The sequence below is a fragment of the Pseudomonas sp. SCT genome, from assembly GCF_003864275.1.
GTDB lineage: Bacteria > Pseudomonadota > Gammaproteobacteria > Pseudomonadales > Pseudomonadaceae > Stutzerimonas > Stutzerimonas stutzeri_AE.
This window is the reverse complement of sequence record NZ_BDJA01000003.1, coordinates 384,333-400,050: the sequence shown is the minus strand read 5'-3', so window position 1 is coordinate 400,050 and position 15,718 is coordinate 384,333. Positions and strand designations below refer to the sequence as shown.

The following is a 15,718-nucleotide window of genomic DNA, read 5'->3' as shown; positions in this document are numbered from 1 at the left end:
GATCAGGGCTTCAGTTCGACGGCGCGGCCAGTCTCGATGGTCTTTTCCCCGTACAGGCGCCAGTCCTGCTCGCCTTCCCGGCCGAGCAGTTCGATGAAGCGGCGGCCGCTGATCGGCTCCTGCATCTGTCCTTGATAGAGACCATCTCCCTGAGGCTGCAGGATGACGCGACGATCACGCTCGGGTTGGGTCGGAGAGAGCAAATTCAGCACAAGCTGTTGCGGGCGGCTTGCGCCGCTCAGCTGCACCTCGGCAAGACCCCGCTCGTCATTGAGTGAAATGCTCGCCTGCATTTGCAGACGCTCCGCCAGCTTCTCGCGCTCCAGCGACTGATTGATGCCTTTTCCGGCGTCGTAGTAATTGTCCGCGACGAGCGTGTCGGCATTGCGAATCGCGATGGTCAGCAGTGACAGCCCCAATACAACCGCGAAGACCAATATTGCGATGACAAACCAAGCCCAGAACTGGGTGTACCAACGCGTTTGTTCGTTTTCAGAGCGCATGTATTACCTTGCTTAGCGGATGCTCGGGCCGATGAAACGGCTGTCGGCATCATCGTTTATCGATGCATCGTCTATCGAGCGGATGCTGAAGACGATCTCATTGGTGCTCGAAGGTAGCTTCTCAGGCGCGATGGACAGTTCAACCGGAATGGTGACCAGTTCGCCTGCTTCGGCGCGTACCTCACTGCGACCTTCATAGACCAGGCCGTCCAGGCCGGATGCCTCAATCACGAAGGTCTGCTCGCGTTGAGCCTTGTTCATGATTTTCAGGGTGTAGACGTTTTCGATGTTGCCCAACTCGTTCTCGCGGTAGAGCACACGATCCTTGAGCACGTCCAGCTTGACCAGCGGGCGATCATACACGGCGTAGGAGAACAGACTCATCATGGCCAGCAGCGCAACCGCATAGCCGATCAGGCGCGGACGCAGCAGGTGAGTCTTCTGGCCCGACAGGTTGTGCTCAGTGGTGTAACTGATCAAACCGCGCGGGTAGTTCATCTTGTCCATGATGGCGTCGCAGGCGTCGATGCATGCAGCACAGCCGATGCATTCGATCTGCAGTCCGTCACGGATATCGATACCGGTGGGGCAGACCTGCACGCACATCGTGCAGTCGATGCAATCGCCAAGACCCATGGCTTTGTAGTCCGCGTCTTTTTTGCGTGGACCACGTTTTTCGCCGCGACGCGGGTCGTAGGAGACGATCAGGGTGTCCTTGTCGAACATCACGCTCTGGAAGCGCGCATACGGACACATATAGATGCACACCTGCTCGCGCAAGAAGCCGGCGCTGCCGTAGGTGGCAAGGGTGAAGAAGCCGATCCAGAACGCAGCCCAGCCGTTGACGTTCAAGGTGAGCAGATCGGGCACCAGCTCGCGGATCGGCGTGAAATAGCCGACGAAGGTGATGGCCACCAGAATGCCGACGGCCAGCCAGATCGCGTGCTTGGCGAGTTTGCGAGCGAACTTGTTGGCGCTCATTGGCGCCTTGTCGAGTTTCATGCGTTGGTTGCGATCACCTTCGGTGATCTTTTCGGCCCACATGAATACCCAGGTGAAGACACTCTGCGGGCAGGTGTAGCCGCACCAGACACGGCCGGCAAAGACCGTGATGAAGAACAGGCCGAAGGCGCAGATGATCAGCAGCCACGACAACAGCATGAAATCCTGAGGCCAGAACGTAGCCCCGAAGATATGGAATTTGCGCTCTGGCAGGTCCCACCAGACGGCTTGACGGCCGTTCCAGTTTAGCCAGACGGTTCCGAAGAACAGGATAAACAGAACTGCGCCGCCAACGCGTCGCAGGTTGCGGAACAAGCCGCTGAAGGCCCGGGTGTAGATCTTTTCGCGCGCGGCGTAAAGGTCAGCTGACGCTCCGGCCTTGGACGGGGGGGTTACATCACGAACGGGGATCTGCTCAGTCATCGAGTGCGTACCACGGCGGAAGGTGGGTGTCCTGGTCGATACGTGCCAACCAGGATCATTTTTCTGTCCAGCTGCGAATGGTACGCCCGGAGCTTTGAGGTCGGGTGTGACAGGACGTCACTCCCGACCTCGATCTTTCACTGCTCCGGTTGCTGCGACAGGCTGTAGACGTAGGCTGCCAGCAAGTGCACCTTGTCATTGCCAAGGATTGCTTCCTGGGCCGGCATGCGGCCGTTGCGACCGTAGCGCAGGGTCTGCTGGATCTGAGCGAAGCTCGAACCATAGAGCCATACATTGTCGGTCAGGTTCGGCGCGCCCATGGCTGCAACGCCCTTGGCTTCCGGTCCATGGCAGACTACACAGTTGGCGGCGAAGATTTTTTGACCCTGCTCAATGTCGACGCTGATACCCTCTGGGGTATCACGGCCAGAGAGGCTGCGAACGTAGCCAGCCACGTTACGGATGCCTTCTTCACCGAACACGTCCTTCCAGGCCGGCATTGCAGCCTGACGGCCATGCAGGATGGTGGTCTTGATCGTCTCAGGCTCACCGCCCCACAGCCAATCGTCGTCGGTCAGGTTCGGGAAGCCGTAGGCGCCCTTGGCGTCGGAGCCGTGACAGACCGAGCAGTTGGAGGCGAACAGGCGGCCACCCATCTTCAAGGCTTGCGGATCCTTGGCAACTTCTTCGACCGGCATGGCAGCGTACTTGGCATACAGCGGGCCGTACTGCTCATCGGCCTTGTCCATCTCGCGCTGCCATTCCTTTACCTGGGTCCAGCCATCTTCATAGCCGGGCAGGATGCCTTTCCAGTTGCCCAGTCCCGGATACAGCACCAGGTAGCCGAGGGCAAAGATCACGGTGCCGACGAACAGCATGAACCACCAGCGTGGCAGCGGGTTGTCGTATTCCTCGATGCCGTCATAGGAATGGCCGACAGTTTCTTCTGTGCTGTCAGGGCGTTGGCCCTTGCGAGTTGCCAGTAGCAGCCACACCAGCGCGGCAATGGTGCCGAGGCTCAGCAGGGTGACGTACCAACTCCAAAACGAGGTCATTTATTTCTTACTCCTGGAAGCTTCTTCATCACGCTTCTTGGCGTCGGTCTCGTCGTCTGCGAAGGGCAGGTTGGCTGCTTCGTCGAAGCTTTGCTTGCGTTTGCTGCTGTAGGCCCAGAGCACCACGCCGATGAAGGCGACGAATACCAGAATTGTGCCCAGGCCGCGAAGAGTCCCGATTTCCATCATGCGTTACCGTTTGTTGGTGAGTGCAGTGCCGAGTACTTGCAGGTAAGCCACCATGGCGTCCATCTCGGTCTTGCCGCGAACGGCATCCCGGGCACCAGCGATGTCTTCTTCGGTATAGGGCACGCCGAGGGTGCGCAGCGCCGACATCTTCTTGGCGGTGTCCTTGCCGTCGAGGGTGTTCTCGACCAGCCACGGGTAGGACGGCATCTTCGACTCGGGCACTACGTTGCGCGGGTTGTACAGGTGCGCACGGTGCCAGTCATCGGAGTAGCGGCCGCCGACACGGGCGAGGTCCGGACCGGTACGCTTGGAGCCCCACAGGAACGGATGGTCATAGACGCTTTCGCCGGCAACGGAGTAGTGGCCGTAGCGCTCGGTCTCCGCACGGAACGGACGCACCATCTGCGAATGGCAGCCGACGCAGCCTTCGCGGATGTACAGATCGCGGCCTTCCAGTTGCAGCGCGGTGTAGGGCTTCATGCCTTCGACCGGCTCGTTGACGGCGTCCTGGAAGAACAGCGGGACGATCTGGGTCAGACCGCCGATGCTCACCGCCAGGATCATGAACAGGGTCAGCAGACCGATGTTCTTTTCAAGTATTTCGTGGTTCTTCATCTATCCGTTTCCTCAAGCGATCTGCGCGGCAGCGTCGTACTGGGCTGCTTTGGCGACACGCACGGTGCGCCAGGTGTTGTAGGCCATCAGCAGCATGCCGGCGAGGAAGAAGGCGCCGCCGAGTGCGCGGACGATGAAGCCTGGGTGGCTGGCTTCCAGTGCTTCCACGAAGGAATAGGTCAGCGTGCCGTCTTCGTTGATCGCGCGCCACATCAGGCCCTGGGTGATGCCGTTGACCCACATCGAGGCGATGTAGAGCACGGTGCCGATGGTGGCCAGCCAGAAGTGCGCGTTGATCAGGCCGATGCTGTGCATCTGCTCGCGACCAAACACTTTCGGGATCAGGTGGTACATCGAACCGATGGTGATCATCGCGACCCAGCCGAGGGCGCCGGCGTGTACGTGGCCGATGGTCCAGTCGGTGTAGTGGGATAGTGCGTTGACGGTCTTGATCGCCATCATCGGACCTTCGAAGGTCGACATGCCGTAGAACGCCAGCGATACCACCAGGAAGCGCAGGATCGGGTCGGTGCGCAGCTTATGCCAGGCGCCCGAGAGGGTCATCATGCCGTTGATCATGCCGCCCCAGCTCGGAGCCAGCAGGATGATCGACATCACCATGCCCAGGCTCTGCGCCCAGTCCGGCAGCGCGGTGTAGTGCAGGTGGTGTGGGCCGGCCCAGATGTAGAGGGTGATCAGCGCCCAGAAGTGGACGATCGACAGGCGATAGGAGTACACCGGGCGCTCGGCCTGCTTCGGCACGAAGTAATACATCATGCCCAGGAAGCCGGTGGTCAGGAAGAAACCTACGGCATTGTGGCCGTACCACCATTGCACCATCGCATCGGTCGCGCCCGAGTAGATCGAGTAGGACTTGAACCAGGAAACCGGAATTTCCAGGTTATTGACGATGTGCAGCATCGCCGTAACCAGGATGAAGGCGCCGAAGAACCAGTTGCCTACATAGATGTGCTTGGCCTTGCGCTTCATGATGGTGCCGAAGAACACGCCGATGTACGACACCCACACCAGAGTGATCAGGATGTCGATCGGCCACTCCAGTTCCGCGTACTCCTTGGAGCTGGTAAAGCCCTGCGGAAGAGTGATGACCGCAAGCACGATCACAGCCTGCCAACCCCAGAAGGTGAAGGCTGCAAGTCCGTCGGAGAACAGCCGCGCCTGACAGGTGCGCTGAACCACGTAATAGGACGTGGCAAACAGTGCGCAACCACCGAAGGCGAAGATCACCGCGTTGGTGTGCAATGGTCGCAGACGGCCGAAGCTCGTCCACGGCAGGTCGAAGTTGAGCGAGGGCCACACCAACTGCGCGGCGATCAAGACACCCAGGCCCATCCCGATGATTCCCCATACCACCGTCATGATGGCGAATTGGCGAACCACCTTATAGTTATAAGCAGTCTCACTTATTGCTGTGCTCATGCAAGGCTTCCACGCTAATGGCATTTTCGAAGGCAAAAACGGCGGCAAGTATGGAGAAAGCAGGGGGGCAATGCAAACCACGCCCGGGCTCTCTTTGCTAGCCAAAACCCTGATTTAAAGCGTTTTCCATGCGCTGCGCAGGGATGTTTCGCACCAGGCCGGTGCGCCAGAAATACCGAGTTCGCCTTATGGTTCTAGGTGGCGCGGCGAGTCGGAAGCAAAGCTTAGAAGTGCGTAAGCGGGCGGGGAAGGTCTTCGGTCGGCTGGTGATGCGACAGATGGTCGCAGCGCGACGAAATTGCCTGGGGACAAGGCGGGAAGGGCGGTACGAGTGTACCGCCCTTTTACGACTTACTGCTTGGCGAGTTGTTCCGGTTTCTGCGACAAGCTGTAAACGTAGGCGGCTAGCAGGTGAACCTTGTCGTCACCCAGATACTGCTGCTGAGCAGGCATCTGACCATTGCGACCGTGGCGGATGGTCTGCTGCAGCTGGCTGAGGCTCGAGCCGTAGATCCAGCCGGAGGCATGCTGAAGATTCGGCGCACCCAATGCAGCCATACCTTCACCACCCTGGCCGTGGCAAACGGAGCAAGTCTGTGCATAGACCTCTTTGCCTTTGCCCAGATCGGCGTCAGTGCCCTCAGGCAGCGGCAGACCAGCGAGTTCCTTGCGGACGAAGGCTGCAACGTTCTTTACGCCTTCTTCGCCGATGGCTTGGCCCCAAGCCGGCATTGCCGCGATACGGCCGTTCAGGATGGTGGTCTTGATCGAGGCCGCGTCACCACCCCAGCGCCAATCGCTGTCGGCCAGGTTCGGGAAGCCGAGAGAACCCTTGGCGTCAGACCCGTGGCAGATCGCGCAGTAGTTGGCGAACAGGCGCGCACCCATTTTCACGGCTTGCGGGTCCTGAGCGGCTTCTTCCACCGACATGGCTGCGTACTTGGCGAAGATCGGGCCGTACTTCTCATCGGCCTGGGCGACCTCGCGCTCCCACTGCTTCTCCTGGGTCCAGCCACCTTCGTAGCCGGGCAGGACGCCTTTCCAGTTACCCAGGCCCGGATAGAGCACGAGGTAAAGGATGCCGAATACCAGCGTGCCGATGAACAGCAGGAACCACCAGCGCGGCAGCGGGTTGTCGTATTCCTCAATGCCGTCGAAGGCATGACCCATCGTTTGATCCGTGGTGCCGGCCGACTCGCCCTTGCGGGTGGCGAAGATCAGCCAGAACAGAGCGACGATGGTGCCCAGCGTCAGCAGGGCGATGTATCCACTCCAGAAAGTGCTCATGTGCTACTCCTGGACAGCCCGAGCAACTCTGGCTGTCCGCGATTGAAGTCCCTGACGGCTGGCTTGGCAGCCGTCATTTTTCTTGGCTGCGATTAGCGCTTGTTGGTCAGAGCCGTGCCGAGCACCTGCAGATAGGCCACCATTGCGTCCATCTCAGTCTTGCCCTTGACGGAGTCACGAGCGCCGGCGATGTCTTCTTCGGTGTACGGCACGCCGAGGGTGCGCAGTGCCGACATCTTCTTGGCGGTGTCCTTGCCGTCGAGGGTGTTCTCGACCAGCCACGGGTAGGACGGCATCTTCGACTCGGGCACTACGTTGCGCGGGTTGTACAGGTGCGCACGGTGCCAGTCATCGGAGTAGCGGCCACCGACACGGGCCAGGTCCGGGCCGGTACGCTTGGAGCCCCACAGGAACGGATGGTCATAGACGCTTTCGCCGGCAACGGAATAGTGGCCGTAGCGCTCGGTTTCAGCACGGAACGGACGGATCATCTGCGAGTGGCAGCCGACGCAGCCTTCGCGGATGTACAGATCGCGGCCTTCCAGTTGCAGCGCGGTGTAGGGCTTCATGCCTTCGACCGGCTCGTTGACGGCATCCTGGAAGAACAGCGGGACGATCTGGGTCAGACCGCCGATGCTCACCGCCAGGATCATGAACAGGGTCAACAGCCCGACGTTCTTTTCTAGTTTCTCGTGCGATTTCATTTACCTAGGCTCCTCAGGCGATCTGCGCGGCAGCGTCGTACTCGGCGGGCTTGGCAGCCTGCACGGTGCGCCAGGTGTTGTAGGCCATCACCAGCATGCCGGCGAAGAAGATCGCACCACCGATCATGCGCACCACGAAACCTGGGTGGCTGGCTTCCAGTGCTTCGACGAAGGAGTAGGTCAGCGTGCCGTCGTCATTGATCGCGCGCCACATCAGGCCCTGGGCGATACCGTTGACCCACATCGAGGCGATGTAGAGCACGGTGCCGATGGTAGCCAGCCAGAAGTGGGTGTTGATCAGCGCGACGCTGTGCATCTGGGCGCGGCCGAAGACCTTCGGAATCAGGTGATACAGCGCGCCGATGGACACCATGGCAACCCAGCCGAGGGCGCCGGCGTGTACGTGGCCGATGGTCCAGTCGGTGTAGTGGGAGAGGGCGTTGACGGTCTTGATGGCCATCATCGGACCTTCGAAGGTCGACATGCCGTAGAACGCCAGCGATACCACCAGGAAGCGCAGGATCGGGTCGCTACGCAGTTTGTGCCAGGCGCCCGAGAGGGTCATCATGCCGTTGATCATGCCGCCCCAGCTCGGAGCCAGCAGAATCAGCGACATCACCATGCCCAGGCTCTGCGCCCAATCCGGCAGCGCGGTGTAGTGCAGGTGGTGCGGACCGGCCCAGATGTAGACGGTGATCAGTGCCCAGAAGTGGACGATCGACAGGCGATAGGAATACACCGGACGCTCGGCCTGCTTCGGCACGAAGTAGTACATGATCCCGAGGAAGCCTGCGGTGAGGAAGAAGCCCACGGCGTTGTGGCCGTACCACCACTGCACCATCGCATCGGTTGCACCGGCGTAAACCGAGTAGGACTTCATCGCGGTGACCGGGATTTCCAGGTTGTTGACGATGTGCAGGATCGCTACGGTCAGGATGAAGGCGCCGAAGAACCAGTTACCGACATAGATGTGCTTGACCTTGCGTGTCGCCAGCGTGCCGAAGAAGACGATCGCATAAGCCACCCAGACGATGGTGATCAGGATGTCGATCGGCCACTCCAGTTCCGCGTATTCCTTGGAGCTGGTGAAGCCCAGCGGCAGGGAGATTGCGGCGAGCAGGATGACCAGCTGCCAGCCCCAGAAGGTGAACGCGGCCAGTTTCGGCGCGAACAGGGTGGTCTGGCAGGTGCGCTGGACCGAGTAGTAGGACGTCGCGAACAGAGCACAGCCGCCGAAGGCGAAGATCACCGCGTTGGTGTGCAATGGACGTAGACGACCGAAACTGGTCCACGGGAGGTCAAGGTTCAGAAATGGCCAGGCCAATTGTGCTGCGATGAAAACGCCGAGCCCCATCCCGACGATTCCCCACACCACCGTCATGATGGCGAATTGGCGGACCACCTTGTAACTGTAGGCGGTACTGGTTGCTGTGTTCATGTATGGGCTTCCATCCACGGGTAATGAGCAGTTTTTTTCTTTCTAATAGAAAGCGAGGCAAGGATGGGGAAAGGGCAATCTGCCGGTATTGACCCGGATCAATACACACAAAGTGACAAAGGGCATTCCGTCCGCTGGAACCGAGCGCCAGACGACGCGATCGCGAGCCTGATTCTCGCCCACGGTGCAGGCGCACCGATGGACAGTCCGTTCATGGAGGAAATGGCCGAACGCCTTGCGGCGCGTGGCATAGCGGTCTGTCGGTTCGAGTTCACCTACATGGCGCAGCGGCGGGTGGGTGCGGCAAAGCGCCCACCCAGTCCCCAGGCCCAGTTACTGGCGGAGTGGCGGGAAATCCATGAACTGGTGCGACAGCAGGCCACAGGACCGCTGGCCATCGGCGGCAAGTCGATGGGCGGGCGCATGGCGAGCCTGTTGGCCGATGAACTGGAGGCCGATGCACTGGTGTGCCTGGGCTATCCGTTCTATGCCGCCGGCAAGCCGGAAAAACCTCGGGTGGCCCACCTCGCCACGCTGCAGACGCCGACCTTGATCGTTCAGGGAGAGCGGGACGCCCTCGGCGACCGCGAAACGGTGGAGCAGTACGAGCTGTCACCGGCTATCGCGCTGCACTGGCTCACGACGGCAGATCATGACCTCAAGCCATTGAAACGTTCCGGATCGACTCACGCAGAGCATCTCGACAGCGCCGCGGACGTGATCGCAGTGTTTCTGCGGGGGCTTGCTCGGCCTTGATTCCTGCAGGAGGCAGCCGGGTCAAGCGACACCGGCTGCCGGGCGAACTCAGCGGTTGAAGCGTTCCACCAGCGCGTACTGACCTTCGGCCGTTGCGGCGAGGTCTTCGCTAAGCAGCGCCGAGCTGCGTGCGTCTCCCGAGGTCTGATCGGCCAGGCGGGCGATGGTGCTGACGTTGTTGCTGATCTCATCGGCCACTGCGCTTTGCTCCTCGGTTGCCGAGGCGATCTGCGTGGTCATGTCGATGATGTTGCCCATCGCCTCGTTTATGCCGGTCAGGGCCTGGTCCGCCTGAGCGACCTGGTCGACACCGCGCGTGGCCTGAACACGACCTTCTTCGGTGGTCTGAACGGCGTGCCGAGCTTGCAGTTGCAGCTTCTCGATCAGCTGGTGAATCTCGCCAGTGGCCTCGGCAGTGCGTTGTGCCAGCTGCCGTACCTCATCTGCAACCACGGCAAACCCGCGTCCGCTGTCGCCGGCCCGTGCCGCTTCGATTGCAGCGTTGAGGGCCAGAAGGTTGGTCTGATCGGCAATGCTCTTGATCACATCGACCACGCCACCGATTGCGTCGCTGTCGTTGGCTAGCTGATTGACCGCCTCGCCGGTCCTGGCTACCGAATCGGCCAGCTGCTGGATCGCCTTTCGTGTTTCCGCGGTGACCTCGCGACCATGAATGGTGAGACGGCTCGCTTCGCGGGTGGCTTCGGCCGCCAGGGCGACGTTGCTTGCTACTTCCTGAGTGGTCGCAGCCATTTCGTTGATGGCAGTCGCTACCTGTTCGGTTTCCTGGTTCTGCTGCGCCAGGCCGTTTGCGCAGCTCTGTGCCAGCGAGTCGGCCTGCTTGGCTTGGCCCTGCAGTTGTACAGCGGTGTCTTGGAGGCGGGTGAGGCAGGTTTTCAGATGCGCCTGCTGACTGAGCATCGCCATCTCGAGCTGGGCTTCTACACCCCGGCTGTCGGTATACATGCGTGCAATGAGCGGATCGCTGGTGGTCTGGCTCGCCAGCTGCAACAGGCGTTTCAGGCCGCGTTGCTGCCACTGCAAGCCGGCAAGTCCGAGCGGAACGGCAAGCGTGGCTGCGGCGATGAACCCCAGGGCATGGTCGAAGCCTGCGCCGACGAGAAATCCGAGCTGACTGATGATCAGGAAGGGCAACCACTTGCTCAGCACCGGGAGCCAGCGATCGCTCTGGGGCACGCCGCTCTTGCCGGAGTTGATCCGCTCATACAGTGCTTCAGCGCGCTGCACCTGTTCCCGGGTTGGTTTGGTCCGTACCGATTCGTAGCCTGTCACCTGCCGCTGCTGATCGAGAATTGGCGTGACGTAGGCATTGACCCAGTAGTGGTCGCCGGTCTTGCGCCGGTTCTTGACGATGCCCATCCAGGGTTTGCCCTGCTTGAGCGTGGTCCACATATGGTCGAACACGGCCGGCGGCACATCCGGATGGCGTACCAGATTGTGCGGTGCGCGTATCAGCTCGTCGCGATCGAAGCCGCTGACCTCTACGAAGATGTTGTTGCAATAGGTGATCTGACCTTTCAGGTCGGTAGTCGAGACTAATCGCTGCTGGTCGGGAAAGGCATATTCACGTTGAGTTACGGGCTGGTTGTTACGCATCGACTTTCACGCCTGGCAAGGTATTCATAAGGTGGTGCGCCTGACCTTTATGTTTTTTTGAGTCTCAGGCTGACCTATGGGGTCGGCAGCCGCACTGTGTTCTTGAGCGCTATGCTGCCGGACGGAGCTGTTTCAATCCGGCAATAAGACGACTGGCATCTGGTGCGGCTTAATCAATCTGCAATCTCTTTCCGGCACGTTAAGCCCATGTCCGGACGCTCTATGACGGGAGCGATGACTTGGCGGTCACGGATCCGGGCGGCGGCATGGACGTCAGGGCAGCTGGAGATCAGGCGCCACGGAACGGCAAACGCCGGTGCGAATGGATTCGCACCGGCGTTTTTTGTCTGCGGGAGCAGGGCGCCCCGCATGGTGATGCTCAGTGGGCGATCAGTTGGCGCAACACATAGTGCAGAATGCCGCCCGCCTTGAAGTACTGCACTTCATTGAGCGTATCGATGCGGCTAAGCACCTGGAACGAATCACGCGAGCCATCGGCGCGCTCTACGTCGACGGTCAGCATCTGGCGCGGTTTGATGTCGGCGTCGAGCCCGCGGATCGACAACTTCTCCATCCCGTTCAGACCCAGCGACTGGCGCGTCTGCTCGTTCACGAACTGCAACGCCAGTACACCCATGCCGATCAGGTTGGAGCGGTGAATACGCTCGAAGCTTTCGGCGATCACCGCCTTCACGCCTAGCAGATTGGTGCCCTTGGCGGCCCAGTCGCGGCTTGAGCCGGTGCCGTATTCCTTGCCGGCGATCACCACCAGCGGTACGCCTTCGGCCTGGTAGCGCATGGCGGCATCGTAGATGGAAAGCTTCTCGCCACTCGGCTGATACAGCGTGTTGCCGCCTTCCTCACCGCCGAGCATCTCGTTGCGGATGCGGATATTGGCGAAGGTGCCGCGCATCATCACTTCGTGGTTACCGCGGCGCGAGCCGTAGGAGTTGAAGTCCTCGGGTGCCACACCGAGTGACTGCAGGTACAGGCCCGCCGGTGAGCTGGCCTTGATGTTGCCGGCCGGTGAGATGTGGTCGGTGGTGATCGAGTCGCCGAACACGGCCAGTACCCGGGCATTCTCGACATCTGCCGGTGGGGTCGGTGGCTGGCCGATATCCTCGAAGTAGGGCGGGTTCTGCACGTAACTGGAATTGGCATTCCACGCGTAGGTATCCCCGGCACTGACCGGAATCTTCTGCCAGTGCTCGTCACCGCTGAACACGTCGGCGTAACGGCTGCGGAACATCTCGCCGTCGATGCGCGCCACCGCTTCGGCGATCTCGGCGCTGCTCGGCCAGATGTCCTTCAGGTAGACCGGCTGGTTCTGTGCGTCGTACCCCAGCGGTTCGCGGTCCATGTCGATACGTGTGGTGCCAGCCAGCGCAAAGGCGACTACCAGCGGCGGTGAGGCCAGCCAGTTGGCTTTGACCAGCGGGTGTACGCGGCCTTCGAAGTTACGATTGCCGGACAGCACGGATGACACGATCAGGTCGTTATCGGTGATCGCCTGGCCGATGGCGTCTGGCAGCGGGCCGGAGTTGCCGATACAGGTGGTGCAGCCATAACCCACCAGGTTGAAGCCGAGTTCGTCGAGATAGCGGGTCAGGCCGGCGCGCTCAAGGTAGTCGGTCACCACTTTCGAACCGGGCGCCAGAGATGTCTTGACCCAGGGTTTGCGTTGCAGTCCGCGCTCGATGGCCTTCTTGGCGACCAGGCCGGCGGCCATCAGCACGTTCGGGTTCGAAGTATTGGTGCAGGAGGTGATGGCAGCGATCACTACTGCGCCATGCTTGAGCTGGAACTGTTCAGCAGCGACCGCAAACTCGGTATCGGCCTGTTGCTGGCGCCCGCTGGTATCCAGCAGCAGATCGAAGTTGGCGCCGATATCGCCGAGGGTCACGCGATCCTGTGGCCGCTTGGGACCCGCCACGGACGGTCGAACCTGGCTCAGGTCCAGCTCGAGGGTAGCGGTGAACTCGGGGTCGGGCGAGTTGCTGTCACGCCACATGCCTTGTGCCTTGCTGTAGGCCTCGACCAGTGCGATGCGCTCTTCGTTACGGCCGGTCAGGCGCAGGTAGTCGATGGTCACCTGATCGACCGGGAAGAAGCCGCACGTGGCGCCGTATTCGGGGGCCATGTTGCCGATGGTGGCGCGGTCGGCCAGCGGCAGGTGATCTAGGCCGGGGCCATAGAATTCGACGAACTTGCCGACTACGCCGTGCTTGCGCAGCATCTGCGTCACGGTCAGCACGAGGTCGGTGGCGGTGACGCCTTCGTTGAGCTTGCCGGTCAGGCGGAAGCCGATCACTTCGGGGATCAGCATCGACACCGGCTGACCGAGCATTGCCGCTTCGGCTTCGATCCCGCCAACACCCCAGCCGAGCACGCCGAGGCCGTTGATCATGGTGGTGTGCGAGTCGGTGCCGACCAGGGTATCCGGATAGGCGAAGGTTTCGCCGTTCTCTTCGCGGGTCCAGACCACTTGGCCGAGGTATTCCAGATTCACCTGGTGACAGATGCCGGTGCCCGGCGGCACTACGGCGAAGTTGTCGAAGGCCTGCTGGCCCCAGCGCAGAAACTCGTAGCGTTCACCATTGCGCTGCATCTCGATCTCGACATTCTGTTCGAATGCCTGGTCACTGCCGAAGCGGTCGACCATCACCGAGTGGTCGATCACCAGATCCACCGGCGACAGTGGATTGATCTTCTGTGGGTCACCGCCGGCCTTGGCCACGGCGTCGCGCATGGCAGCCAGATCGACGACTGCCGGCACGCCGGTGAAGTCCTGCATCAGCACGCGGGCAGGGCGATACTGGATCTCCATGGTGGAGCTGCGGGTGTCCAGCCAGCTCACCAGGGATTTCAGGTCGTCGGCGCGCACCGTCTGGTTGTCCTCCCAGCGCAGCAGGTTTTCCAGCAGTACTTTTAGTGACGTGGGCAGCCGGCTGATGTCGCCGAGCTGGGCAGCTGCATCGGGCAGGCTGTAATAGTGGTAGGTCTTGCCGGCGACTTCGAGACTGCGACGGCATTTCAGGCTATCCAGGGAAGGCATTCCTCATCTCCTTGTGCCCACACGGTAGGGCTGGCTGATGAATGAGCTTTGAAACTAGCTTAAGTGGCCGGGTTGGTGGGTTCGGTTTCGCTCAAAACATCTCCGAGCCAACTCACCACACAGGCCACCAGGGCAGGGGTTTCGCTACTGCACTGGACCGGGCCATGCGGGCGAGGGTTCCCATGGTCGGCTATGATGCGCGGCTTTGGCGCAGGCCCGACCGCTGACAGGACTCGAACATGAACACTTTGCTGCTGCATTGCCGGCCCGGTTTCGAGGGTGAAGTCTGCTCGGAGATCAGCGAACACGCCGCCATGCTCGAAGTTGCTGGCTACGCCAAGGCACGGCCAGACAGCGCCTGTGCCGAGTTCGTCTGTAGCGAAAGCAGGGGCAGCGAGCGGCTGATGCGAAAACTGCGTTTTGCCGAGCTGATCTTTCCGCGGCAGTGGGCGCGCGGTGAATACCTGCAACTTCCCGAAACGGATCGCATCAGCGTGCTGCTGACTCATCTGGCGAACTATCCGGTGTGCAGCAGCCTGTGGCTGGAAGTGCTGGATACCAACGACGGCAAGGAGCTTTCCAACTTCTGTCGCAAGTTCGAGGCGCCACTGCGCAAGGCGCTAATCAAGGCCGGGCGGCTCGATGAACAGGGTAGCGGGCCCAGGCTGCTGCTGACCTTCAAGAGCGGCCGTGAGGTGTTTGCCGGAATCGCCGAGGCGGACAACAGTGCGCTGTGGCCGATGGGCATCCCGCGACTGAAGTTTCCACGCCAGGCGCCAAGCCGGTCCACGCTAAAGCTGGAGGAGGCCTGGCACCACTTTATCCCGCGCGATCAGTGGGACGCTCGCCTGGCAGCAGGCATGACCGGCGTCGATCTCGGTGCGGCACCGGGAGGCTGGACTTGGCAGCTGGTCAATCGGCACATCAAGGTCAGTGCCGTGGACAACGGGCCGATGAACGCTGACTTGATGGACTCCGGGCTGGTCGAGCATTTTCGCGCTGACGGTTTCACCTTCCGCCCGAAGAGGCCGGTGGACTGGATGGTCTGCGATATCGTCGAGAGGCCGGCACGTAACGCCGCGCTGCTGGAAACCTGGATCGGCGAGGGCCTGTGCCGCGAGGCGGTAGTCAACCTCAAGCTGCCGATGAAGCAGCGCTATGCCGAGGTCAAGCGCCTGCTCGAACGTATCGCCGATGGCTTGGCCGCGCGCGGCGTCAAGGCCAATATCGGTTGCAAGCAGCTCTATCACGATCGAGAGGAAGTGACCTGTCATCTGCGTCGCCTTTGATGCACGCGGATGACCTGTTCGCCCGCTTGCGCGACAATGCCGACCTGTTTCCCGGAGCCCAAGATGAACCAATCAGCTGAAATGACCGCCGACGCCGTGCTCGATGCCAGCGGCCTGAACTGCCCCGAGCCGGTGATGATGCTGCACAACAAGGTGCGCGATCTGGCCGGTGGTGCCTTGCTCAAGGTAATTGCCACCGACCCCTCGACCCAGCGCGACATTCCAAAGTTCTGCATTTTCCTTGGGCATGATCTGGTCGAGCAGCAGGAGGCAGCGGGCACCTACCTCTACTGGATTCGCAAGAAGAGCGAGTGAGCGATGTGGCTGCCGATTCGTTCGCGCCGC

14 protein-coding genes are annotated in these 15,718 nt (G+C 61.1%); 3 read left to right on the top strand and 11 right to left on the bottom strand.

Annotation, left to right across the window (positions count from 1 at the left end; all coding sequences use genetic code 11):
- Positions 1-2: 2 nt before the first annotated feature.
- The 9 genes from BHD08_RS10335 to ccoN (BHD08_RS10295) form a co-directional block, all read right to left on the bottom strand.
- Positions 3-503: a FixH family protein gene (locus BHD08_RS10335; protein ID WP_015277311.1), complete on the bottom strand. Its 501-nt coding sequence runs from the start codon at positions 501-503 to the stop codon at positions 3-5.
- 12 nt (positions 504-515) lie between these two features.
- On the bottom strand, positions 516-1,928 hold the full coding sequence (gene ccoG, locus BHD08_RS10330; RefSeq protein WP_015277310.1) for a cytochrome c oxidase accessory protein CcoG: 1,413 nt from the start codon (positions 1,926-1,928) through the stop codon (positions 516-518).
- 137 nt (positions 1,929-2,065) lie between these two features.
- Positions 2,066-2,983 (bottom strand): cytochrome-c oxidase, cbb3-type subunit III, encoded by a 918-nt coding sequence (gene ccoP, locus BHD08_RS10325; protein ID WP_015277309.1) that lies wholly within the window; start codon positions 2,981-2,983, stop codon positions 2,066-2,068.
- Complete coding sequence (locus tag BHD08_RS10320) at positions 2,984-3,169, bottom strand: CcoQ/FixQ family Cbb3-type cytochrome c oxidase assembly chaperone (protein ID WP_003294837.1); 186 nt, start codon at positions 3,167-3,169, stop codon at positions 2,984-2,986.
- Positions 3,170-3,175: 6 nt separating this feature from the next.
- On the bottom strand, positions 3,176-3,787 hold the full coding sequence (ccoO, locus tag BHD08_RS10315) for a cytochrome-c oxidase, cbb3-type subunit II (protein WP_015277308.1): 612 nt from the start codon (positions 3,785-3,787) through the stop codon (positions 3,176-3,178).
- A 12-nt stretch (positions 3,788-3,799) separates the two neighbouring features.
- Positions 3,800-5,227 carry a cytochrome-c oxidase, cbb3-type subunit I gene (ccoN, locus tag BHD08_RS10310; protein WP_015277307.1) on the bottom strand — a complete coding sequence of 476 codons (1,428 nt, stop codon included), beginning with the start codon at positions 5,225-5,227 and terminating at the stop codon, positions 3,800-3,802.
- Positions 5,228-5,578: 351 nt separating this feature from the next.
- Complete coding sequence (gene ccoP / locus BHD08_RS10305) at positions 5,579-6,514, bottom strand: cytochrome-c oxidase, cbb3-type subunit III (RefSeq protein ID WP_125022016.1); 936 nt, start codon at positions 6,512-6,514, stop codon at positions 5,579-5,581.
- Positions 6,515-6,606: 92 nt separating this feature from the next.
- Positions 6,607-7,218 (bottom strand): cytochrome-c oxidase, cbb3-type subunit II, encoded by a 612-nt coding sequence (gene ccoO, locus BHD08_RS10300; RefSeq protein ID WP_003301811.1) that lies wholly within the window; start codon positions 7,216-7,218, stop codon positions 6,607-6,609.
- Between the two features lie 13 nt (positions 7,219-7,231).
- Positions 7,232-8,656, bottom strand: coding sequence for a cytochrome-c oxidase, cbb3-type subunit I (ccoN, locus tag BHD08_RS10295; RefSeq protein ID WP_015277305.1), 1,425 nt, complete (start codon positions 8,654-8,656; stop codon positions 7,232-7,234).
- Between the two features lie 63 nt (positions 8,657-8,719).
- On the opposite strand from ccoN (BHD08_RS10295), the gene BHD08_RS10290 reads away from it, so the two are divergent.
- Positions 8,720-9,412 carry an alpha/beta family hydrolase gene (locus tag BHD08_RS10290; protein ID WP_125022014.1) on the top strand — a complete coding sequence of 231 codons (693 nt, stop codon included), beginning with the start codon at positions 8,720-8,722 and terminating at the stop codon, positions 9,410-9,412.
- Positions 9,413-9,460: 48 nt separating this feature from the next.
- Here the strand turns inward: BHD08_RS10290 and BHD08_RS10285 are convergent, their stop codons facing one another.
- Together BHD08_RS10285 and acnA are read right to left on the bottom strand one after the other, a co-directional pair.
- Positions 9,461-11,029 (bottom strand): PAS domain-containing methyl-accepting chemotaxis protein, encoded by a 1,569-nt coding sequence (locus tag BHD08_RS10285; protein ID WP_125022012.1) that lies wholly within the window; start codon positions 11,027-11,029, stop codon positions 9,461-9,463.
- A 379-nt stretch (positions 11,030-11,408) separates the two neighbouring features.
- A complete protein-coding gene (acnA, locus tag BHD08_RS10280) occupies positions 11,409-14,084 on the bottom strand; it encodes an aconitate hydratase AcnA (protein WP_125022010.1) in 2,676 nt (891 codons plus the stop codon).
- A gap of 239 nt (positions 14,085-14,323) precedes the next feature.
- Between acnA and rlmM the strand changes: the two genes are divergently transcribed.
- Both rlmM and tusA read left to right on the top strand, forming a co-directional pair.
- Entirely contained in the window at positions 14,324-15,373 is a 1,050-nt protein-coding gene (gene rlmM, locus BHD08_RS10275; protein ID WP_125022008.1) for a 23S rRNA (cytidine(2498)-2'-O)-methyltransferase RlmM, read from the top strand.
- Positions 15,374-15,436: 63 nt separating this feature from the next.
- Entirely contained in the window at positions 15,437-15,688 is a 252-nt protein-coding gene (gene tusA, locus BHD08_RS10270) for a sulfurtransferase TusA (RefSeq protein WP_015277300.1), read from the top strand.
- Positions 15,689-15,718 lie beyond the last annotated feature (30 nt).

Coding starts and splice junctions, on each gene's coding strand:
- BHD08_RS10335 (WP_015277311.1), bottom strand. CDS start 503: ATGCGCTCTGAAAACGAACAAACGCGTTGGTACACCCAGTTCTGGGCT.
- ccoG (WP_015277310.1), bottom strand. CDS start 1,928: ATGACTGAGCAGATCCCCGTTCGTGATGTAACCCCCCCGTCCAAGGCC.
- ccoP (WP_015277309.1), bottom strand. CDS start 2,983: ATGACCTCGTTTTGGAGTTGGTACGTCACCCTGCTGAGCCTCGGCACC.
- BHD08_RS10320 (WP_003294837.1), bottom strand. CDS start 3,169: ATGGAAATCGGGACTCTTCGCGGCCTGGGCACAATTCTGGTATTCGTC.
- ccoO (WP_015277308.1), bottom strand. CDS start 3,787: ATGAAGAACCACGAAATACTTGAAAAGAACATCGGTCTGCTGACCCTG.
- ccoN (WP_015277307.1), bottom strand. CDS start 5,227: ATGAGCACAGCAATAAGTGAGACTGCTTATAACTATAAGGTGGTTCGC.
- ccoP (WP_125022016.1), bottom strand. CDS start 6,514: ATGAGCACTTTCTGGAGTGGATACATCGCCCTGCTGACGCTGGGCACC.
- ccoO (WP_003301811.1), bottom strand. CDS start 7,218: ATGAAATCGCACGAGAAACTAGAAAAGAACGTCGGGCTGTTGACCCTG.
- ccoN (WP_015277305.1), bottom strand. CDS start 8,656: ATGAACACAGCAACCAGTACCGCCTACAGTTACAAGGTGGTCCGCCAA.
- BHD08_RS10290 (WP_125022014.1), top strand. CDS start 8,720: ATGGGGAAAGGGCAATCTGCCGGTATTGACCCGGATCAATACACACAA.
- BHD08_RS10285 (WP_125022012.1), bottom strand. CDS start 11,029: ATGCGTAACAACCAGCCCGTAACTCAACGTGAATATGCCTTTCCCGAC.
- acnA (WP_125022010.1), bottom strand. CDS start 14,084: ATGCCTTCCCTGGATAGCCTGAAATGCCGTCGCAGTCTCGAAGTCGCC.
- rlmM (WP_125022008.1), top strand. CDS start 14,324: ATGAACACTTTGCTGCTGCATTGCCGGCCCGGTTTCGAGGGTGAAGTC.
- tusA (WP_015277300.1), top strand. CDS start 15,437: ATGAACCAATCAGCTGAAATGACCGCCGACGCCGTGCTCGATGCCAGC.